Source organism: Nocardioides sp. TRM66260-LWL, from assembly GCF_020075545.1.
GTDB lineage: Bacteria > Actinomycetota > Actinomycetes > Propionibacteriales > Nocardioidaceae > Nocardioides.
Map to the genome: position 1 here is coordinate 549,888 of NZ_JAIQZK010000002.1, position 19,927 is coordinate 569,814.

Consider the following 19,927-nt stretch of genomic DNA (forward strand, 5'->3'; position numbering starts at 1 on the left):
CGACGCCCTGAGGCACTCCGCCCCGCGACCGGGGCGCACCACCCGGTCGCGGGGCGGAGTCGCGTCCGGAGCCGGCCCCGTGAGCCAGGCCCGCGCCCGGGAGTCAGCCGCGGGACGCCGTGAGGGCGTCCAGCAGCCGCCCGAACCGCTCGGTGAGCCGTTCGGGGGTCTGCTCGGGGTGGTCGAACCACCAGGTCATCAGAGCGGTGACGACCGCCTGCCAGACGTGGTTCATCGCGTCGGCGTCGAGCGCGTCGCCCTCCAGCGGCGAGGCCGCCAGCGCCGCCCGGACGCCCTGCGCCCCGAGCTTGGTGAGCCGCTCGCGGGCGGCCGTGGCGACCTGCTCGGCCTCGGAGCCGGCGGGCAGCGTGAGGTCGTAGACCAGCAGCCAGTCGCGGGGCCGCTCGCGCACGGTCGCGAACAGCATGCGCATGGTCTCCAGCGCCATCGGGACGCCCGGCGGCGCCTGCTCGACGACGGGAACGATCGCGGCGAGCAGCCGCTCGGCGACGTCGGCCGCACAGCGCGCGTAGAGCGCGTCCTTGGTGCCGAAGTAGGCGTGCACCAGCGGCTTCGAGACGCCCGCCCGGGCCGCGACGGCGTCCATGCCGGTCTGGTGGTAGCCGCCCTCCCCGAACTCCTCGAGCGCCGCGCGCAGGATCTGCGCCTCGCGCTCGACCCGGGGCATGCCGCGGGTGCCGCGCGGGGCGGCGTCACGGGCGGCGGGCATGTCCGCACCCTACGAGCCGGACGAGTCGGCCGGACGAGGGGCTACCAATTGACCCACGAGTCAATTACGCTGATCCCGTGAGCCCGACCGAGCTGTGGCAGTCCCTGCCCGAGATGCTGCGCGACCCCGTCGCCCTGGCCATCCCGTTCTTCCTGGTCGCCGTCGTCCTCGAGGCGGTCGCGGCCCTGCTGCTCGAGGACGAGCGGCCCGCCGAGGCACGCGTCGCCCCCGACGGACGACCGATCCCCCTGCCGGGCCAGTACGCCCGCAAGGACGCGATGGCCAGCATGCTCATGGGCCTGGTCTCGGTGGGCACCACCGGTCTGCTCAAGGCCGGAGCGCTGGTCGTCTACGCCGTGCTCTTCGCCTACGTCGCGCCGTGGCACCTGCCCACCGACGCCTGGTGGTCGTGGGCCCTGGTGATCCTGGTCGTCGACTTCCTCTTCTACTGGACGCACCGGGTCGCCCACCGCGTCCGCCTGGTGTGGGCGACGCACCAGGCGCACCACTCCAGCGCCTACTTCACCTTCGCGACCGCCCTGCGGCAGAAGTGGAACAACACCCACGACCTCGTCATCTGGCTGCCGCTGCCGATCCTGGGCGTGCCGCCGGCGATGATCTTCGCGGCGTTCTCGCTCAACCTCGTCTACCAGTTCTTCGTGCACACCGAGCGGGTCGACCGGCTGTGGCGCCCGATCGAGCTGGTCTTCAACACCCCGTCCCACCACCGGGTGCACCACGGCTGCGACCCCGAGTACCTCGACCGCAACTACGCCGGCATCCTGATCGTCTGGGACCGCCTCTTCGGCTCGTTCCAGGAGGAGATCCGCCGACCCACCTACGGGCTCACCAAGCCCATGCTCAGCACCAACATCTGGACGCTGCAGACCCACGAGTACGCCGCCATCGCCCGCGACGTGCGCTCCGCCGCGACGTGGCGCGAGAAGCTGGGCTACGTGTTCGGTCCGCCGGGCTGGACGCCGGCGGCTCAGGCCCCGGCGACCTCCGCGGCCGCCCCAGCCGGCGCCGACGCCGCCTGAGTGGTCGCTGCCCGAGCCGACGGCGGCCGGGCTGGGGCCACCGGCGGCACCCGCTCCCCGACGCGCAGGAACGCGCCGGTGCGCTCGCGGCCGAGCAGCGGCGTGGGCTGGCCGTGCTCGACGACCAGCCGTCCCGACACCAGCACCGCGCGCACCGCGGCGTCGTCGCGGTTCACCATGCGGCTCAGCCCGCCGTAGTGGTCGACGACGGCCTCGTGGTACTCCTCGAGCCGCTCGTCGAGGGCCGTCGGATCGACGACGACGACGTCGGCGCGCGAGCCCTCGCGCAGGTGCCCGGCGTCCAGGCCGTACCAGTCGGCGAGCTCGCCCGTGAGCCGGTGCACGGCCTGCTCGACGGTGAGGAACGGCGTGCCGGCCCGCTCGGCGTCGCGCACGTGCCGCAGCAGGCGCAGGCCCATGTTGTAGAACGCCATGTTGCGCAGGTGGGCGCCGGCGTCGGAGAACCCCATCTGGACACCGGGGTCGGCGGCGAGCATCCGCAGCAGCGCGGGCCGGTGGTTGGAGATCGTGGTGCGCCAGCGCAGGGCGGTGCCGTGCTCGACGACGAGGTCGAGGAAGGCGTCCACGGGGTGCAGCCCACCGCGCTCGACGCCGACCTGGCCGAAGCTCATCCCGATCACCGAGGCGTCCGGGCACGCCACGATCTCGGCGTCGAAGAAGTCGCGGTGCCAGACCCGCGGGCCGAAGCGGGAGTCGTAGTCCTTGCGGAAGCGACGCCGGTACGCCTCGTCGCGCAGCAGCTCGTCGCGGGCGACCCGGTCGGCCAGGTGCAGCGCGGCGGCGCCCGCCCCGAGCTCCTCGAAGATCACCAGGTCGATGCCGTCGGCGTACACCTCGAAGGGCACCGGCAGGTGCTGCCACCGGAAGTCGCCGCCGAGCCGGTTCACGGTGCGCGCGAGCGGCCCCATGATCCGCACCGCGGGCGGCACGGCCTTGATGTCGGCGGCCGAGAGCAGGCTGGTGCGCAGGGCCTTGCGGCCGCGACGCGGCACGGAGTCGAGCGCCGCCTGGACGATGGTCTGCGGGTGGGTGATGTCGGGGCCCGACTGCAGCACCCGCCCGGTCGCGCGCAGCAGGTCGGTGAGCCGGCGCAGCTCGCCGCGGCGCGCGTAGGTGGACGGCAGGGTGCGCGAGCGGCACAGGTCGCCGTCGAGCTTGTCGAAGAGCAGCTGCTGGCTCGACATGCCGAGGAAGCCGGCGTCGAGCGCCGCCTGCACCATCGCCTCCATCCGGTCGAGCTCGGCGGCGGTGGGCCGCACCTCGGCGCGGGTGGCGCGGTCGAGGCCCATGACGGCGGTGCGCACGTCGGAGTGGCCGATGAACGCGGCCAGGTGCGGGCCCAGCGGCAGCGCCTCGAGCGCCGCGACGTAGGAGGCGGCGTCGTCCCAGCCGCGGGCGTCCCGGTGGCGCCGCACGGCGTCGATCACCTGCAGCCGCGGGATCGCCTCGACCCGGCCGAAGAGGTCGCCGGCGTCGACCGGGTCGACGTGCACGGTCGAGAGCGAGCACGAGCCGACGAAGACGGTCGTGACGCCGTGGCGCACCGACTCCGCGAGGCCGGGGCCGTCGAGCACCTCGACGTCGTAGTGCGTGTGGATGTCGACCATCCCGGGCAGCACCCAGCAGCCCTCGGCGTCGATCACCCGAGCGCCGTCGGGCGCCTCGAGCGGGGCGGCGGAGATCGTCACGACGACGCCGTCGCGCAGGCCGAGGTCGCGCACCGCGGACGGCGCACCGGAGCCGTCGAACCAGCGGCCGCGACGGATGACGGTGTCGTAGGACGTGTCGGGGGTCACAGGTGTCACAGGGCACGGTCGCGCGGAGCGCCCGGGGGCGTCAAGGGGCCGTCCGCCGGTCAGCCCAGGTGACGCAGGGCGCTGCGGGCGGCCTGGTGGCCGCACATGCCGTGCACGCCGGCGCCCGGCGGGGTGCTGGCCGAGCAGAGGTACACCCCCGGGACGCCAGTGGCGTAAGGGTCGGTCGAGAGCCGCGGCCGGGCGAGCAGCTGCAGGACGTCGTTGGCCCCGCCGGCGATGTCGCCGCCGACGTAGTTGGGGTTCTCCGCGGCGTGGTCGGCGGGCGTCCGGGTGGCGGTGGCGCGGATGCGTCCGCGGAAGCCCGGCGCGAACCGCTCGACCTGGTCGAGGATCGCCTCGCGGGCGACGTCCGGGTCGCCGTCGTAGCCCTGCGGCACGTGCCCGTAGAGCCAGAGCGGGTGCAGCCCGCCTGCCGCACGCGAGGGGTCGACCAGCGACTGCTGCGCCACCAGCACGAACGGCTGCTCGGGCAGGCGTCCGGCGGCCACCTCGGCCTCGGCGCGCGCGACGTCGCGCCACGAGCCGCCGACGTGCACGGTGCCGGCGCGGCGGGCGGCCTCGGCCGTCCACGGCACCCCGCCCTCGATCGCGAGGTCGAGCTTGAACGCCGCCGCGCCGTAGCGCCAGCGGCGGTAGGCTCGCTCGACGCGCCGCGGCAGGCGTCCGTCGAGCAGCTCGGCGGCGGCCGTGGGCGTGGTGTCGAGCAGCGTGACGTCGGCCGGCGGCAGGTCGGCGACGCTGCGCACGTGGTGGCCGGTGACGATCGTGCCGCCGAGCTCCTGCAGCAGGGACGCGAGCGCGTCGCTGATCGCCGCGCTGCCGCCGACCGCCACGGGCCAGCCGCGGGCGTGGCCGGCGGCGGTGAGGATCAGCCCGACAGCGGCCGTCGCGGGACGGTGCAGCGGCTGGTAGGCGTGGGCGGCCGAGCCGGCGAAGAGCGCCTGGGCCTGCGGGGTGCGGAAGCGGCGCAGCAGCACCGAGGCCGGCAGGCCGGCCATCGCGCCGAAGCGGGCCATCAGCATCGGGTGGTCGGGCCAGCGGACGATCGGCCCGAGCACGTCGCGGGCCAGCTCGTCGAAGTGTCGGGTCAGGGGCGCGAACACCTGACGCCACGCGCGGCCGTCGCGGCCCAGCCCCAAGCAGGTGGCGTCGAGGTCGCGCAGCAGGACGCCCGCCGAGCCTTCGTCGAGCGGGTGCGCGAGGTCGACCTCGGGCCACGCCCAGGTGAGCCCGTGCCGCTCCAGCGGCAGGCCCGAGAGGTACGGCGAGCCGACGCCGAGGGGGTGGATGGCCGAGCACAGGTCGTGGCGCAGGCCGGGGAGGGTCAGCTCGGCGGTGCGGGTGCCGCCGCCGATGGTCTCGGCGGCCTCGAACACCGTCACCCGCAGGCCGGCCTGCGCGAGCGTGACCGCCGCGGCCAGGCCATTGGGGCCGGAGCCGACGACCACCGCCGCGCGTCCGGACCGGTCGGCGGGACGGGGGGACGGAGCGGAGGGGGCCACGTCGTCGAGGATGACAGTCGGCGCCCAGGGGGTGGGTCGCCCATCCGGGCCGGCCGGGCGCGTCGAACCGCTTGACGCCGGACCGACGATGGTCCGGCCGCGGGCGGTGCCCGTGGTCGATCGGATCCGGAGGTGGAGCGGTGCGCACGACCCTGGACCTGCTCGTCGCGCTGGTCGCCGGCGTGGTCGCCGGTGCTGCGGTCGCCCTGCTGGTCGTGGCGCCGCTGCGGCGCACGCTCGACGCGCGACCGCTGGTCGAGCGCGCGGAGCCCGAGCCCGAGCCGGCCGCCGAGTCCGTCGGCGCCATCACCGTGCTCGACGTGCTCGACGCCGGACGTCCGGACGCCGATCCGGACGCCGGACGCCGACCGCCGCTCGGGCCCCGGGCGCTGGCGGTCGCGGCGGCGCTGGGCGCGGGGCTCGTCGTCGCCGCGGGCGAGCTCGTCGCTCCGCGCCTGCTCGACCTCGCGGGGCTCCCGTCCTCGACCCTGCGCTGGGTCGGCGTCGTGGTGCTGCTCGCCGCGGGCCTGCTGACGCTGCTCCCCGGGCCGGCCGCCACGGCGTCCCGGCTGCTCGGACGCGCCGCCCCGCGCCGGGTCGAGGAGACCACCGGCGGGGTCGCGGCCGCGGCGGGCGCCGTGGGCGGCCTGGCGATGCTGGGCGTCCTCGGACCGCTGCTCTCCCTGCTGGCGCCCCGGTCGGCGGCGTCCGACGTCCGGCTGCTGGCGCCGGCGCTCGGCCTCGCGGCGGGCGCCGCGGTCGGCGTCGCCGTCGCGCTCCTGCGCAGCCGCGCCCTGCCCCAAGGCGCGCGGGTCGGCGGCCCCGTGCTGGCCGCCGCGCTCGCCCTGGCCGTCGCGGTCGCCGTCGCGCCGCCGGCGGTGCGCGCTCCCGACACGTCCTCCGGCGCGTCCGCGACGCCGAGCGCCCCGGGAGCCCCGGCGGAGCCCGCCGACGGGGTGCCGACCGCCACGGAGAGCTACACCGCGCTCGGCGGCGGCGGGCGCCTCACGACCGCCACCGGCCCGGAGAACGCCCGCCTCTCACGGTGCGTCCCGGGCAGCCCCGAGCTCGCCGACTGCGGACGCGCCCCGAGGCTGCGCTACGAGGGCTGGATCAACCTCGTCGGCGACCGCATCCCGCGGCTCTCCGGACGCCCCACGCTCCTCACCTTCTTCTCCGCGAGCTGCCTGGCGTGCGTGCGCGACCTCGCCCGCACGTCCGCCCTCGCCGACGCCTACCCTGACGCCCAGTTCCTCGGCGTGCACTCCGCGGAGTACCCGCTGGAGACCCGCGAGGTCGTGCAGCAGGCGCTCACCCGCACCGAGGTGCGCTACCCCGTGGCGCTCGACACCGACACCGAGACCCTCGACGCCTACCGCTCCCCCGGCTGGCCGGCGCACTTCCTCGTCGACTCCTCGGGCACCGTGCGCGCCGTCGGGCTCGGCGCCGGCGGCCTGGAGACCCTCGAGACCGGCCTGCGCCGCCTGCTGGCCGAGGAGTCCGGCGACGCCTCCCTGCCCGCGCCCGTGCTGCAGGGCTCGCCCGGACTCGCGCTCATCGGCCGCACCCCGTCCATCCGCCTGTGGCCCAACCAGGCGGGCTACGCGGGCGCGCCGCAGTACCTCTCCACGGACGCGCGGCGGTACACGCTGCTCGACGCCCAGCCGCCGAACACGTTCGGCCTCGACGGCGCCTGGGACGTCCGCCGCGACTCGATCAGCGCCGACAGCGCCACCAGCCGGCTGCGGCTGCGCTACCGCGCGAGCCGCGTCGAGGCGATCGTCACCGGCGAGGGCGGCATCACGGTCATCGACGAGGACGGCTTCCGCACCCTGCCCGTGCGCGGCCCGGGCGGCCTGCTGCCCCTCGTGGAGTCCGACTCCGCCGGCGACCGGTCGCTCGTCCTGCTGCCGTCCCCGGGCGTCCGGCTGTGGGGGCTGGCGTTCGAGTGACGCCTACACCTCGCTGACCGTGTAGCGGCGCTCGACGTGGGCCGTCGCCCGGCCCCACGTGCTCGCGGCGACCCGCCGCTGGTGGGCCTCGAAGGCCGCCCGGTCGACGAACCGCTCCTGCACCCGCCAGCTCGTCGTCGCCCCGATGCGCTCGACCACGAACTCGCGACAGCCCGGCTCGGCCCGCGTGAGCGCGACGTGCTCGGGCAGATGACGTGCGACGGTGGCCGCCTGCTCGTCGTCGTGGGCGATCAGGAGTCCGGTCAGGGTCACCTCAGGCACGGGGACATCCTGTCTGGTCGAGCGCGGCTCCGGTGGTCGAGCTTGTCGAGACCCCCGCACCGTCGGTGGTCGAGCTTGTCGAGACCCCCGCACCCGAACATCGGCGGTCGCCTCACCGCTTAGCGGTGGTCGCCGTGGCGGTCATGGCACTCGGTGGTCGCTCGCCGTCTCGGTACAGCGGGTGTTCCCCGTTCGCCGTCGCCGGCTACGCCGTTCGTCTCTCTCAGTTGTCTGCGGTCGCTGCTTTGAAAATCATGTCTGATCTGGGGATATCCACTTCTATTCGAACGCGTGTTCACATAGAATGAGGCATGCCCTCTCGGACCCCACGGCTGCTGCGCGACAGCGACGCCCTGCGCGCTGCCATGGCCGCGCGGGCTGCCGCCGAGCAGGCCGAGCGGGACGTCTTCATCGCCGCCGCTGACTGGGCCATCGCCCATGTCGCGGGGGCCGGCGACGTGGCGGGGTATGTGATCGACACCGGGATGATGCTGCCGCTCGCAGGCCCCGGGGCGCCGGAGGTGCAGGAGCATGCGGTCACCGAGTTCATCACCGCGCTCGGCATGACGCAGCAGGCCGGGTCCTTCTACATCGGGCACGCGCTCGAGGCCTGTGTGCGGCTCCCGCGGGTCTGGGCTCGCCTGATCAAGGGCGAGCTCGCGGTCTGGCAGGTCCGGCGAATCACCGAGGACACCATCCCCCTCTCCGCCGAAGCAGCGGCGTTGGTCGATGCCCGGATCGCCGCGTACGCCCATCAGATCTCGCGGACCCAGATCAGCAACATCTGCCGGGTCGCGCAGGAGCACACCGACCCCGGGGACGCGATCCTCCGGAAGGCACGGGAGGCAGAGCACCGCAGGTTCGACGTGTGGCTCGGCCAGACCGGATTCGACGGCACCGTGGATGTGTCCGCGATCCTCGACCAGCCCGACGCGGCCGACCTGGAGCGGGCGATCGCGGCGCTGGCCGAGCAGCTGAAGAAGGCCGGCTCGGAGGAGACGCTGAGCGTCCGGCGCGCGAAGGCCGCCGGGATGCTCGCCCGTGGTGAGCAGGTGCTGCCACTCGAGGCCGGCACCCCCACTGCGGCGGCGGGTTCCTCTCGCTCGCGGCATCTCACGCTCTACGTCCACCTCTCGGTCGACGCGGTCACCGGAGCCCTCGGGGACGTCGCGCGAAGCGAGGCATCCCGGTCACCCCTCGGCATCGACGTGATCAAGATCTGGTGCCAGACCGCCGGCACCACCGTGACCGTGCGTCCGGTGCTGGACGTCGCCGCCGAGCGGTACTCCGACGCCTACGAGGTCCCCGACCTGATGCGCGAGCAGATCATCCTCAGGGACCACACCTGCGTCTTCCCCTACTGTCGCCGGCCGGCGAGGTCCTGCGACGCCGACCACATCGACCCCTACGAGGCGGGCGGCACCACCAGCTCCTCGAACCTGGCGCCGCTGTGCAGGAAGCACCACCGCCACAAGACCCACGACGGCTGGAGACACAAGCCCGCAGGACCCGACCAACCCGGCGTCTACCTCTGGCGATCACCGAACGGCGTCAGATTCCGACGCGACCGCCACGGCACCACCCTCCTCGACCCACCCGAGCCCGACGGCGGCTGAGCGCCACCGCTACGCACCGCCCCGCAGCCCGACACCACCCGGTGATCGGGCTACGGGCGCGCTTACCGTGACCTTGTGACCAGCGCTCTCGGCCCCGACGACGGCCCGTTCTTCCACGGCACGCGAGCAGTCCTCCGTCCGGGCGACCTGGTCGTGGCGGGCCGCGCGTCGAACTACCGGCCCGAGATCGTGATGAACCACGTCTACTTCACCTCGCTGAAGGACGGCGCTGGCCTCGCAGCCGAGCTGGCAGTCCTGCTGGCCGACGCGGTGGTCGGCGAGGGCGGGCCGCGCCCGCGCGTCTACCTCGTCACGCCGACGGGAGCGTTCGAGGACGACCCGAACGTCACCGACAAGAAGTTCCCCGGGAACCCGACCCGCTCGTTCCGCAGCCGCGATCCGCTCCTGGTCGTCGAGGAGATCGACGACTGGCGGCGTCAGACCCCCGAGTCCCTCGCGCAGTGGCGCGATCGCCTGGCGACGCTCCGGGCGAGCGACGCCCCGATCATCAACTGAGGGTCAGCGTCCCTGCGCCGTCGACGCGGCCCGCTGCCGGGCGGCCGCGGGCGGATGCACCGCACCGCGTCGCACGGTCAGCGCGTCGATCGGCACCAGGGTGACGGTGGCCTGATCGGCGTCGCCGTAGTCGAAGGTCTGACCGGACGGCGCGAAGCAGCTGAGCGCGATCCCGGGGCCGGTCCGGAAGTCCAGGAACCCCGACGAGTTCGCCGTGGAGAAGCTGAGGAACGACGCTCCGTAGGCGGTGAGCTGGTTGTCGGCCGTCCCCTGGTCGAGATCGGTGCTCAGGTAGCAGCTGACCCCCGTCCCTGGCGCGCTGGTCGTCGTGAGGATGTTGAACGACGCCTGGTAGAGCCCGTGCTTCACCCCGTCGAGGACGAGCACGCTGCGCGAGGTCGGCGTGCCGAGGGGCGGGACGACGAACCGCGTGGCTCGGGTCTGCAGCTCCGCCGCGCTGCGTCCGTCGACCTCGTCGGCATTGAGGTGCTTGACGAGCGCACCCGAGCTGACGGCGAGCGGAGCCGAGCCGGGCTTCACCGTGAGCGCGAGCGCCGGCCCGGGCTTCGTGCGGGTCAAGCCGGTGGCGGTGGCGCTGGCGTTGCTGCCGCCGAGCGTGACGCCATGGCCGGTGGCGGCGTAGGCGATGCCGTTGGCGGCCAGCAGACCGACGAGGCCGGCCGCCAGGACGACGCCGACGTTGCGCAGGAACAGCATGGGAGACCTCCGAGGGGTGGGCGTCCTGCGACGCTCGCACCCCACACGAGGCGAGCGCCATGACCCGATCGGCCCATCTGGGCGCCGGAGACGACACGCGCCGGACCGCCCGGCAGGGGCGGCCCGGCGCGTGCGGGGACGGATGAGGATCAGCCGCGCGAGGTGAACCCCTGGGCGGACGCGCGCACGCACGACGTGCCCTCGCAGCGGACGGTGGCGCTGCGGTAGCGCCCGTAGGCGTCGAGGAGCAGCGCCCGGCCGGACTCCCAGCGCACGGCGCCGAAGACGCCGTCGACGTCGTAGCTGGCGATCAGCCGGCCACGGACGCCGCGGGCGCTGACCCGGCTGGGACCGGCGCCGTCGCTGAGGATGTGCACCGTGGCGACCCGCTGCCCGTCGGGCGAGAACGCCTCGACGCGCTCGCCGCACGAGCGCCAGAGCATCGTGCCCGGCGCGGCGAGGCTGGTGACGACCGAGCAGCCACCGAGGTACGGGTCGCCGTCGAAGCTCGCCAGGCGACCGGCGGCGATGTCGGCGGTGTAGCCGACGCGTCGGGTCAGCAGCGTGGTGCCGCCACGGGTGAGATCCCACCGGTACGTGCCCTGGTCGCTGCCCAGGATCGCGGTCGTGCCGCGCACGTCGAGCACGGTCTTGTAGCCGGAGAACGTGCGGCGCTGCACCGTCTCGCCGGTCGCGGCCCGGACGACGTCGATGCGGGTGGTCCGGTTCGCCTCCGAGCGGACGACGGTGAGCAGCCGGCCGTCCGAGCCGAGGACGACGCCCTCACCCTCGCTGCGGGTGACGAGCCGCTCGCTGCCGCCGGGGCCGACGCGGAGCACCGACCACTGCTCGCCGCGCAGCACGTTGACGACGAACGACGAGCCGGAGGTGCCGAGCAGGGAGACGAAGGTGCCGGGGACGGTGACGCGGACGTCGCCACGCACGAGCGTGCGGCTGGCCGGGGACGCGGGGTGGGCGCCCCGGACCTCGGCGCCGCGGGGCAGGTCCTGCGGGACGATCGTGCCGTTCGAGCCGGACGCGCGGGTCGACGCCGCGGAGTCGGGGGTGGGCGCGGCGGCCTGGGCCGCCGGTCCCGCGAGGAGCGCCACGGCGGCGAGCGGAGCGGCCGCGCGGGCGAGCAGGGACGAGGAGAGCAGGTGGCGGGGACGGCGTCCCGAGAGGGCGGTCATGCTGGTTCCTAGGGTGGAAGGGGGTCGTGCGCGGAGGCCCGCGTTCGAGGTGAATCCTGGGGCTTCCACGGCAGGAAAGACAGGGGAAAATCGCGCGATTTCCAGGCATCTTTCCGGGCGATTCGCGCGTCTCACCAAAATGCTCTCCCGTGCTCGCACGGACGTCATCGCGCCGCGGAATGCTACGAGCCCGGACCGGACAGAGCCTCCACCAACCACGCATTCCGCTGCTCGAGGAGCCGTGTCATGTAGCCGGTCAGCACGAGGCGGTTCACCAGGTGGCCCAGGGGACCGATCGGCGACTCGAACTCGACGACGTCGGTCATGAGCGTGCCACCGCGCGTCGCCTCGAAGCGATGCTCGTGCCACCAGCGCCGGAAGGGCCCGGACTTCTGCTCGTCGACGAAGCGACGAGGTGCGTCGTAGGCGCTGATGACCGAGGTCATCGTGAAGGGGATCCCGAAGTGCCTGGCCCTCCACGTGACCGTGTCACCCAGCCGCATCGCACCGGACGTCACGCCGCCCACGACGCGTTCCCCGGAGTCCGACATCGACGCCTGATGCGCGTCGACGGACAGGCTCAGCTCGAAGCACCTCTCGGGCGCTTCCGGGATCTTGGTGACGAGCTCGATCCGGGGCACCGCTCGAACCTAGTCGTGTCGTAGGGCCACCTCGAGGCCGACGCTCGCTCCGGATCACACGTTGAAGCGGAACTCCACCACGTCGCCGTCGGCCATCACGTAGTCCTTGCCCTCCATGCGCACCTTGCCGGCCTCGCGCGCCTTCACCATCGAGCCCGCCGCGACGAGGTCGTCGAAGGAGACGATCTCGGCCTTGATGAAGCCCTTCTGGAAGTCGGTGTGGATGACGCCGGCGGCCTCGGGGGCGGTGGCGCCCTTCTTGATCGTCCAGGCGCGGGCCTCCTTGGGCCCGGCGGTGAGGTAGGTCTGCAGGCCGAGGGTGTCGAAGCCGACGCGGGCGAGCACGTTCAGGCCGGGCTCGGTGACGCCGGACTCGGCGAGGAACTCCGCCGCCTCCTCCTCGTCGAGGTCGATCAGCTCGGACTCGAACTTGGCGTCCAGGAAGATCGCCTCGGCAGGGGCGACGAGGTCGCGCATCTTGGCCTTGAGGGCGTCGTCGGCGAGCTCGTCGGCGTCGCAGTTGAAGACGTAGATGAACGGCTTGGCGGTGAGCAGCGAGAGCTCGCGCAGCAGGTGGCGGTCGATCGAGGTCGCGATGATCGGGGTGCCGGCCTCCAGCGCCTCCTTCGCCTGCTGGGCCGCCTCGAGGTTGGCGGCGAGCTCCTTGACCTTGCGCGCCTCCTTCTCCAGCCGGACGACGGCCTTCTCGACCGTCTCGAGGTCGGCGAGGATCAGCTCGGTCTGGATGGTGGAGATGTCGTTGGCGGGGTTGACCTCGCCGTCGACGTGCGTGACGTCCTCGTCGCGGAACACCCGGGTGACCTGGCAGATCGCGGCCGACTCGCGGATGTGGGCGAGGAACTTGTTGCCCAGGCCCTCGCCCTGCGACGCGCCGCGGACGATGCCGGCGATGTCGACGAACTCGACGGTGGCGGGCAGCACCCGCTCGGAGGAGAAGATGCCGGCCAACGCGCTGAGCCGCTCGTCCGGGACCCCGACGACGCCGACGTTCGGCTCGATCGTCGCGAACGGGTAGTTCGCCGCGAGGACGTCGTTCTTCGTCAGGGCGTTGAAGAGGGTCGACTTGCCCGCGTTGGGGAGACCGACGATGCCGATGGTGAGCGCCACGGGGCGCGAGTGTACGGCGCGCGGCACCCCCCACCGGCATCCGTGACGCCGTCGGCGCCCGGTGGCAGGCTGGCGCCATGAGCCAGCCGGCCCCCACCCTGCGCGAGCCCGCCCACCTCGTCTGCCCGCGCGCCGTGACCCTGTGGCGGGTGACGACCGCGGGCACGGCCGTGGTGCCGGTCGTCGCGGCCGGCGTCGCGGTGCTGGTGTGGCCCGAGCGCCCCGCGTGGCTGGTGGCCCTCGCGGCGCTCGTCGTCCTGCTCGCGGTGGCGGCGGTCGCGATCGTCCCGACCGTGCGCTACCGCATCCACCGCTGGGAGGTCGCCGGCGACGCCGTGCACACCCGCCGCGGCCTGCTCTCCGTCGACGACCGCATCGCTCCGCTCTCGCGGGTGCAGACCGTCGACTCCAGCCAGGGCCCGCTCGAGCGCTGGCTGCGGCTGCGCTCGATCACCGTCACGACCGCCTCGGCGGCCGGCCCGATCACCATCGAGGGCCTCGACGCCGACCTGGCGCAGCACCTCGTCGCCGAGCTCACCGCGATCACCGCCGCCGAGCGGGACGACGCGACGTGAGCGGCAACCCGTACCTGCCCGACGGGCCCGGCCCGCTCGACCTGCCCGACCTGCGCTGGACGGCGCCGGACGCCGACGGCTGGCGCCGGCTCGACCCGCGGATGACGATCCTCGCCGGCCTGCGCGCCGTGCTCGCCGCGGCGGTGCCGGCCTCGCCGGCGGCGGTCGGCCTGCTGGGCAGCGGCGGATTCTGGGTGCTCGCCCTCGGCGTCCTCGCGCTGCTGCTGGCCGGCGTGGCCGGCACGCTCGTCTGGCTGACGACGTCGTACCGCGACTCCCCCGGCGGCCTCGAGCTACGGCGCGGCGTCCTGCACCGGCGGGTGCTGACGGCGTCCCGCGAGCGCATCCGCAGCCTCGACCAGAGCGCCCCGCTGCTGCACCGCCTGCTGGGCGTCGCGAAGGTCACCGTCGGCACCGGCGTCGACAAGGAGCGGCTCGAGCTCGGCGCCGTCACCCACCGCGAGGCGGCGCGGCTGCGAGCCGTGCTGTTCGAGCAGACGGCGCCCGCGGCCGCCGCACCCTCCGCGGACGCGCCCCCCACGGACGCACCCGAGCCGGCCGCCCCGACCCGCACCGAGCACCCCCTCGCCGCCTACGACTGGGGCTGGCTGCGCTACGCGCCGCTCAACCTCGGACGCCTCGCGGTCGCCGTGGGCGCGCTCGTCACGCTCAGCCAGCTGCTGCCGAACCTCGGCGTCGACGAGGAGGGCGCGGCCCGCGGCGCCGCGGACGGCGTGCGCGGCTGGGCCGAGCAGCACGGCGTCGTGCTGCTGCTGGTCGTCGGCCTGGTGGGCGCCGTCGTCGCGTGGCTCGCGCTCTCGACGCTGGCCGCCGCGCTCCAGTGGGGCGGCTACCGGCTCACCCGTCGCACCGGCGACGCGCAGCCGGTGCTGCACCTCTCGGCCGGCCTGCTGAGCACCCGCTCGGTCTCGGTGGAGGAGCGCCGCGTGCGCGGCGTCCGGCTCCGCGAGGCGCTCCTGGTGCGCTGGGCCGGGGGCGCCGAGCTCGACGCGCTGGCCACCGGCGTCGAGAAGGGCACCGTGGTCCTCACCCCCGCCGCGCCGCGCGCCGCGGTCGCCGCCATCGGCGCGGCGACCCTGGCCGGCGCCGAGCCGCCCGCCGCGGCCGTCCACGCGCTGGCGGTGCCGCTGACGCCGCACGGTCCGGCCGCGCGACGGCGGGCGCACGTCCGCGCGCAGTGGACCACGCTCGTCCTGCTGCTCGGAGCGCTCGCCGCCGCCGCGGCCCCCCGGGTGGCCGACGTCCCGACGCCGTGGCGCGACGCGGTGGCTCCCGGGCTGCTCGCCCTGGCCGCCGTCCGGGCGGTGGCCGGCGTCGCCTTCGCGCGGCTGGCGTACCGCCACCTCGGGCACGCGGTCGTCGGCGACGAGCGGCGTCCCACGCACCTGGTGGCCGGCAGCGGCACCACCGCGCGGGTGCGCACCGTGCTGGAGCTCGACGGCGTCATCGGCTGGGTGCAGCGCGCCTCGTGGTTCCAGCGGCGGCTCGACCTCGTCACGCTGCTCGCCACCACCGCGGCCGGAGACGAGAAGGTGGTCGTGCGCGACGTCCCACGGCCGGTGGCCCTGCGCCTCGTGCACACCGCGACGCCCCACCTCGTCGCGCCGTTCCTGGCGCCGCCGAGCGAGGGTCAGGACGACGCGAGCCCGTCGGCGCGCAGCAGCGCGATCAGCTCCTCGTACGGCCCGACCAGGTAGGCGACGTCGCCGACGCGCAGCCGGGTGTCGCGGCGCGGCGGGTGCTCGACGCCGTGGTCGCGCTCGAGGACGACGATCCGCACCCGCGCGGGCAGGTCGGCCAGCGCCACGCCGTCCAGGCCCCCGCGCACCACGAGCCGGGCCAGCAGCAGCGGCTGGTCGCCGACGTAGAAGGTGTCGACCACCTCCAGCCCCAGCGCCGCGCCGACGAACCAGGGCGCGGCCAGCGCCGCGGGCGAGCGGACGTGCCGGAACCCGAAGCTCTGCTCGACCGTGGTCGCGAGCCGACGGCCGAAGACCCGCAGCACCACCGGCGTCCGCTCCCACCGCTCCCCCGCGGTGAGCAGGTCGCGCACCGCCAGACCGGTCTCGATGCCGACGAGGTCGTCGGAGATGAGCACCGCGACGCCGCGGGCGTGCTCGAGCCGCAGCTGACGCCAGGTGTCGGGCAGCGTGGCGTCGGCGGTCACGACCGGCACCCGCGCGGCGTCGAGCTCGGCGCGGAAGCGGTTCGCGGGGTCGCGCTCGACCACCACCACGTCCCGCCCGGCGGCGCGCAGCAGCCGCACCACCGCCATGCCGATCGAGCCGGTGCCGACGACCACCACGTGGTCGGCCAGGCCGGTGATGCGCCGCAGGCCCAGCGTCTCCTCGATCCGGCGGGCGATCAGCGCGTTGGTGAGCAGCGCGAAGAACACCGTGGCGAGGGTCGCGCCGACCACCATCAGGACGATCGCCCACCCGCGCAGCCACGGGTGCTGGTCGCGGAAGTAGAAGTCGCCGTAGCCGACCGTCCCGATCGTCTCGACGGTGAAGTAGAGCGCGTCGAGCAGCGACATGCGGGTGCCGTCGGGCTCCTGGTAGCCGGTCATCAGCACGGTCACCGAGATCGTCGCCAGCGTCGCCAGCGCGAGCAGTGCGCGCTTCACCCGCCGGTCCAGCGTGCTCAGCAGCGGCCGCAGCCACGGGTCGCGCCCGGTCCGGTGGGGGCGTCCGGCGCGGGCGCCCCCGACGAGCGCCCGCTCCCGGGTCGGCGCCAGGTCGGCGGCGGCGAGCTCGGTGGGCGTCCCGAGCAGGTGCACGACGTCGCCGGGCGACACCGGCTCGTCGCGTCCGGGCGTGACGACGGCGCTCCCGCCCCCGGCGGGGACGACCGCGATCGGCGCGAGGTCGCCGTACAGCGCGCGCAGCGGACCCGCCTCCCGCGCGGTGACGGCCACCATCTCGAACGCGGTGCCGGCCAGCTCCAGCGACCACCGCTCGGTGCCCAGGCACGCGCGGACGATCGACGGCGCGGAGAGCCGCGCGACGTCGAGCACCGCGACGCCGGTGGCCTCCAGCGCGCGTCCGACCGCCTCGTTGCGCAGCTGGACGACCACCCGCAGCTCGGGTCGCAGCTGCCGGGCCAGCAGGGCGGTGGCCAGCGTGTGCAGGTCGTCGCTCTCGACGCACACCAGCGCCGCGGCCGCGGCCAGCCCGGCGTCCAGCAGGGTCTCGGGCAGCCGGGAGTCGGCGGCCACCCACCGCACGCCCAGCCGCTCGAGGGCCGGCACGAGACGCGGCTCGGGCACGTCGTCGACGACCACCACGGCGACCCCGGCGGCGTGCAGCTGCTCGACCACCCGCAGCCCCTCGTCGTGCAGGCCGCAGACCAGCACGAGCGGGACGCGCTGCTGCTGCCCGCCGTCCATGGGAGCAGCCTGCCGTCCCGCGGACGCCGCCGCGTCGGTTTCGGCGCGGCCGCCCGCCTAGGGTTCAGGCGTGCGCCTCGCGACCTGGAACGTCAACTCACTCCGCACCCGCATCGACCGCGTCGAGGCCTTCCTGCAGCGGCACGAGGTCGACGTGCTCGCGGTGCAGGAGACGAAGGCCCGCGAGGAGCAGCTGCCGCTGATGGGCCTGCAGTCGCTGGGCTACGAGGTGGCGTCGGTGGGCTACAGCCAGTGGAACGGCGTCGCGATCATCAGCCGGGTCGGGCTCGAGGACGTCGAGGTGGGCTTCCCCGGCCAGCCCGGCTTCGGCGAGCCGATCGCCCCCGAGGCCCGCGCGATCGGCGCGACCTGCGGCGGCGTGCGCGTGTGGAGCCTCTACGTGCCGAACGGCCGCAAGGTCGACGACCCCCACTACGTCTACAAGCTCGACTGGCTGGCTCGGCTGCGCGAGGCCGCCGGCGCCTGGCGCGAGGGACCGACGGCGCTGGTCGGCGACTGGAACATCGCCCCGCGCGACGAGGACGTCTTCGACATGGCGCAGTTCCGCACCTCCACCCACGTCACCCCGCCCGAGCGCGCCGCCTTCCAGGCCTTCCTCGACGACGGCTGGGACGACGTCGTCCGCCCGCACACGCCGGGCCCCGACGTCTACACGTACTGGGACTACTACCGGCAGCGCTTCGAGCGGAACCGCGGCCTGCGCATCGACTTCGTCCTCGGCTCCCCCGCGCTCGTGCAGCGCGTCACCGGCGCCTTCATCGACACCGACGAGCGCGACCCCGCCCAGGGCACCGGTGCGCCGTCCGACCACGCGCCGGTGGTCGTCGACCTGGCCGACGTCTCCGAGGGGGCCGCGCGCTCCGAGGCGCTCCGGGCGGGCGTCGAGCGATCTCCTCGCCCGACGGACGAGGACCGCGCGTGGCTCGACGCCGATCTCGGCGTGTGAACGATCCGATGCCTGTCCGGTGGTCGAGCCCGTCCGGTGGTCGAGCCTGTCGAGACCCCCTTCCCATCCGATCCGTGAGGCCCCGATGACCCAGTCCGCTCCCGCCCCCGCCCTGCCGACCGACGTCTTCGTCACCGGAGCCCGCGGCTTCATCGGCCGCACCCTGGCCGCCCACCTGCGCGCGCAGGGCGTGCGCGTGGCCGGCGTCGACATCGCGGCCGACGAGGCGACCGGCGTGGTGGCCGGCGACGTCACGGACCCGGCGCCGTGGCAGCACGCGATCGCGCCCGGCGCGGTCGTCGTGCACACCGCCGCGCTGGTCTCGAACGTGCCGACGCTCGCCGAGGCCTGGCGGGTCAACACCCTCGGCACCCGGCGGGTGCTCGACGCCGCGATCGCCGCGGGCGCCCGGCGGTTCGTCTACGTCTCCTCGGTGCGGGCGTTCTCCGACCTCGGGTTCCCCGACGGCGTCACCGAGGACCACCCGCTGCGTCCCGACGGCAACCCGTACGTCGACACCCGCATCGCCGCCGAGCAGGCGGTGCTGCAGGCGCACGCGGCCGGCGAGGCCGAGGTCGTCGTCGTGCGACCCGGCGACGTCTACGGCCCCGGCTCGCGGCCCTGGACCGTGCTGCCGGTGGAGATGATGCGCGCCCGGCGCTTCGTGCTGCCCGACGGCGGACGCGGGATCTTCAGCCCCGTCTACGTCGACGACCTCGTGCGCGGCCTCGAGCTCGTGGCCGCGCACCCGGCGGCGGCCGGGCGGGTATTCACGCTGAGCGGCGGCGTCGGGGTGACGAACCGGGAGTTCTTCGGCCACTACAGCCGGATGCTCGGCCAGCGCGGTCCGGTGTGCGTGCCGACCCCCGTGGCGCTCGCCCTCGCCACCGCAGCCGATCGGGCCGCGCGGCTCGCCGGCGGCGAGACCGAGGCGAACCCGACGGCCGTGCGCTACTTCCTGCGCCGGGGCACCTACTCGATCGAACGGGCGCGACGGCTGCTCGGCTACGAGCCGCAGGTCGACCTGGCCGAGGGCATGACGCGCACCGAGGCGTGGCTGCGGGCCGAGGGGCTCCTCTGACCCGGCGACCTCAGCGTCGGGCCAGGTAGGCCGACACCAGCCGGTGCCGCAGCGGCCGCAGCGCCAGCTCCCACTCGCCGACCAGCTCGACGGCGTCCGCCCCGAGCCCGGCCTTGAACCGCAGCAGCCCCACCAGGGGGTCGTCGGGGTCGAGGGAGTCGGAGACGCCGCGCAGGTCGTAGCGCTCGGCGCCGCTCGTGATCGCGTCGCGGAGCATCGCGGCCTGCATCGCGTTGCTCAGCTCGATACGCGTGTTCCACTTCTTCCGGTCGAGAAGTTCGACCTGCATGCGTGACCAGAAGCTCTCGATCATCGAGTTGTCGTAGCAGTCACCGATGCTGCCCAAGGACGCGAGCAGCCCGGACTCGTTCGCCCGCTGGGTGAAGGCCCAGGAACCGTACTGCTTGAGTTCAACCGGTCGATGCAACACCGGGTTGTTTCAGGGAGCGTAGTTACTCCTCGAAGACCTCGGCCGGGGTTCTCCAGCCAAGGGCCTTGCGGGGCCTGTTGTTCAGCGTGTGGGCGACGGCTTCGAGGTTCTCGGCTGACCATCGCGACAGGTCGGTGCCCTTGGGGAAGTACTGGCGCAGCAGGCCGTTGGTGTTCTCGTTGCTCGGCCGCTGCCAGGGTGAGTGGGGGTCGGCGAAGAACACCCTCGTGCCGGTCGCCAACGCGAACTGTGCGTGAGCGGAGAGCTCTTTGCCGCGGTCCCAGGTCAGGGTCTTGCGCAGCTGCTCGGGCAG

General features: G+C 74.5%; 19 protein-coding genes and 1 pseudogene. 8 read left to right on the forward strand and 12 right to left on the reverse strand.

Features of this window, described 5'->3' with window-relative positions:
• Positions 1 to 103: 103 nt before the first annotated feature.
• A complete protein-coding gene (locus tag K8Z61_RS09190; protein ID WP_224128702.1) occupies positions 104 to 730 on the reverse strand; it encodes a TetR/AcrR family transcriptional regulator in 627 nt (208 codons plus the stop codon).
• 77 nt (positions 731 to 807) lie between these two features.
• On the opposite strand from K8Z61_RS09190, the gene K8Z61_RS09195 reads away from it, so the two are divergent.
• Positions 808 to 1,770 (forward strand): sterol desaturase family protein, encoded by a 963-nt coding sequence (locus K8Z61_RS09195; RefSeq protein ID WP_224128704.1) that lies wholly within the window; start codon positions 808 to 810, stop codon positions 1,768 to 1,770.
• Here K8Z61_RS09195 and K8Z61_RS09200 read toward each other — a convergent pair.
• Both K8Z61_RS09200 and K8Z61_RS09205 read right to left on the reverse strand, forming a co-directional pair.
• The gene (locus K8Z61_RS09200) at positions 1,719 to 3,587 is read right to left on the reverse strand and encodes an amidohydrolase family protein (protein ID WP_224128706.1); all 1,869 of its coding nucleotides are present in this window, start codon (positions 3,585 to 3,587) and stop codon (positions 1,719 to 1,721) included. The two genes, K8Z61_RS09195 and K8Z61_RS09200, sit on opposite strands and share 52 nt — an antisense overlap.
• A gap of 59 nt (positions 3,588 to 3,646) precedes the next feature.
• The gene (locus K8Z61_RS09205; protein ID WP_224128708.1) at positions 3,647 to 5,110 is read right to left on the reverse strand and encodes an NAD(P)/FAD-dependent oxidoreductase; all 1,464 of its coding nucleotides are present in this window, start codon (positions 5,108 to 5,110) and stop codon (positions 3,647 to 3,649) included.
• A gap of 140 nt (positions 5,111 to 5,250) precedes the next feature.
• On the opposite strand from K8Z61_RS09205, the gene K8Z61_RS09210 reads away from it, so the two are divergent.
• The gene (locus K8Z61_RS09210) at positions 5,251 to 7,062 is read left to right on the forward strand and encodes a redoxin domain-containing protein (protein WP_224128710.1); all 1,812 of its coding nucleotides are present in this window, start codon (positions 5,251 to 5,253) and stop codon (positions 7,060 to 7,062) included.
• 3 nt (positions 7,063 to 7,065) lie between these two features.
• Here K8Z61_RS09210 and K8Z61_RS09215 read toward each other — a convergent pair whose 3' ends face one another.
• On the reverse strand, positions 7,066 to 7,344 hold the full coding sequence (locus K8Z61_RS09215) for a putative quinol monooxygenase (protein WP_224128712.1): 279 nt from the start codon (positions 7,342 to 7,344) through the stop codon (positions 7,066 to 7,068).
• Between the two features lie 311 nt (positions 7,345 to 7,655).
• Here K8Z61_RS09215 and K8Z61_RS09220 point away from each other — a divergent pair, with 311 nt between their 5' ends.
• Both K8Z61_RS09220 and arr read left to right on the forward strand, forming a co-directional pair.
• Positions 7,656 to 8,960 carry an HNH endonuclease signature motif containing protein gene (locus K8Z61_RS09220; protein ID WP_224128714.1) on the forward strand — a complete coding sequence of 435 codons (1,305 nt, stop codon included), beginning with the start codon at positions 7,656 to 7,658 and terminating at the stop codon, positions 8,958 to 8,960.
• 75 nt (positions 8,961 to 9,035) lie between these two features.
• Complete coding sequence (arr, locus tag K8Z61_RS09225) at positions 9,036 to 9,476, forward strand: NAD(+)--rifampin ADP-ribosyltransferase (protein WP_224128716.1); 441 nt, start codon at positions 9,036 to 9,038, stop codon at positions 9,474 to 9,476.
• Between the two features lie 3 nt (positions 9,477 to 9,479).
• On the opposite strand, the gene K8Z61_RS09230 is transcribed toward arr, so the two are convergent.
• The 4 genes from K8Z61_RS09230 to ychF form a co-directional block, all read right to left on the reverse strand.
• Positions 9,480 to 10,193, reverse strand: coding sequence for a hypothetical protein (locus K8Z61_RS09230; protein ID WP_224128718.1), 714 nt, complete (start codon positions 10,191 to 10,193; stop codon positions 9,480 to 9,482).
• A gap of 149 nt (positions 10,194 to 10,342) precedes the next feature.
• Positions 10,343 to 11,383, reverse strand: a complete 1,041-nt coding sequence (locus K8Z61_RS09235; protein ID WP_224128720.1) for a hypothetical protein — start codon at positions 11,381 to 11,383, stop codon at positions 10,343 to 10,345.
• Positions 11,384 to 11,565: 182 nt separating this feature from the next.
• Complete coding sequence (locus K8Z61_RS09240) at positions 11,566 to 12,024, reverse strand: SRPBCC family protein (RefSeq protein ID WP_224128723.1); 459 nt, start codon at positions 12,022 to 12,024, stop codon at positions 11,566 to 11,568.
• Positions 12,025 to 12,078: 54 nt separating this feature from the next.
• Positions 12,079 to 13,152 carry a redox-regulated ATPase YchF gene (gene ychF, locus K8Z61_RS09245; protein WP_224128725.1) on the reverse strand — a complete coding sequence of 358 codons (1,074 nt, stop codon included), beginning with the start codon at positions 13,150 to 13,152 and terminating at the stop codon, positions 12,079 to 12,081.
• 77 nt (positions 13,153 to 13,229) lie between these two features.
• On the opposite strand from ychF, the gene K8Z61_RS09250 reads away from it, so the two are divergent.
• On the forward strand, positions 13,230 to 13,727 hold the full coding sequence (locus tag K8Z61_RS09250; protein ID WP_224128727.1) for a PH domain-containing protein: 498 nt from the start codon (positions 13,230 to 13,232) through the stop codon (positions 13,725 to 13,727).
• On the forward strand, positions 13,724 to 15,445 hold the full coding sequence (locus K8Z61_RS09255) for a PH domain-containing protein (RefSeq protein WP_224128730.1): 1,722 nt from the start codon (positions 13,724 to 13,726) through the stop codon (positions 15,443 to 15,445). Before K8Z61_RS09250 ends, K8Z61_RS09255 begins: the two co-directional genes overlap by 4 nt.
• Here the strand turns inward: K8Z61_RS09255 and K8Z61_RS09260 are convergent.
• Positions 15,379 to 17,136: a potassium channel protein gene (locus K8Z61_RS09260; RefSeq protein WP_224128732.1), complete on the reverse strand. Its 1,758-nt coding sequence runs from the start codon at positions 17,134 to 17,136 to the stop codon at positions 15,379 to 15,381. The genes K8Z61_RS09255 and K8Z61_RS09260 overlap by 67 nt on opposite strands.
• 70 nt (positions 17,137 to 17,206) lie before the next feature.
• On the opposite strand from K8Z61_RS09260, the gene K8Z61_RS09265 reads away from it, so the two are divergent.
• Complete coding sequence (locus K8Z61_RS09265; RefSeq protein WP_224128734.1) at positions 17,207 to 18,103, forward strand: exodeoxyribonuclease III; 897 nt, start codon at positions 17,207 to 17,209, stop codon at positions 18,101 to 18,103.
• Between the two features lie 85 nt (positions 18,104 to 18,188).
• Positions 18,189 to 19,184 carry an NAD(P)-dependent oxidoreductase gene (locus K8Z61_RS09270; RefSeq protein WP_224128736.1) on the forward strand — a complete coding sequence of 332 codons (996 nt, stop codon included), beginning with the start codon at positions 18,189 to 18,191 and terminating at the stop codon, positions 19,182 to 19,184.
• A 10-nt stretch (positions 19,185 to 19,194) separates the two neighbouring features.
• On the opposite strand, the gene K8Z61_RS18885 is transcribed toward K8Z61_RS09270, so the two are convergent.
• From K8Z61_RS18885 to K8Z61_RS09280, 3 genes and pseudogenes are all read right to left on the reverse strand, one after another.
• Positions 19,195 to 19,413, reverse strand: coding sequence for a peptidoglycan bridge formation glycyltransferase FemA/FemB family protein (locus K8Z61_RS18885; RefSeq protein WP_263430862.1), 219 nt, complete (start codon positions 19,411 to 19,413; stop codon positions 19,195 to 19,197).
• Positions 19,411 to 19,587: pseudogene (locus K8Z61_RS18890) on the reverse strand (IS3 family transposase); the annotation flags it as partial. The gene K8Z61_RS18885 and the pseudogene K8Z61_RS18890, both read right to left, overlap by 3 nt.
• Positions 19,588 to 19,636: 49 nt before the next feature.
• A partial coding sequence (locus K8Z61_RS09280) for an IS30 family transposase (RefSeq protein WP_224128738.1) occupies positions 19,637 to 19,927 on the reverse strand: 291 nt, incomplete at its 5' end.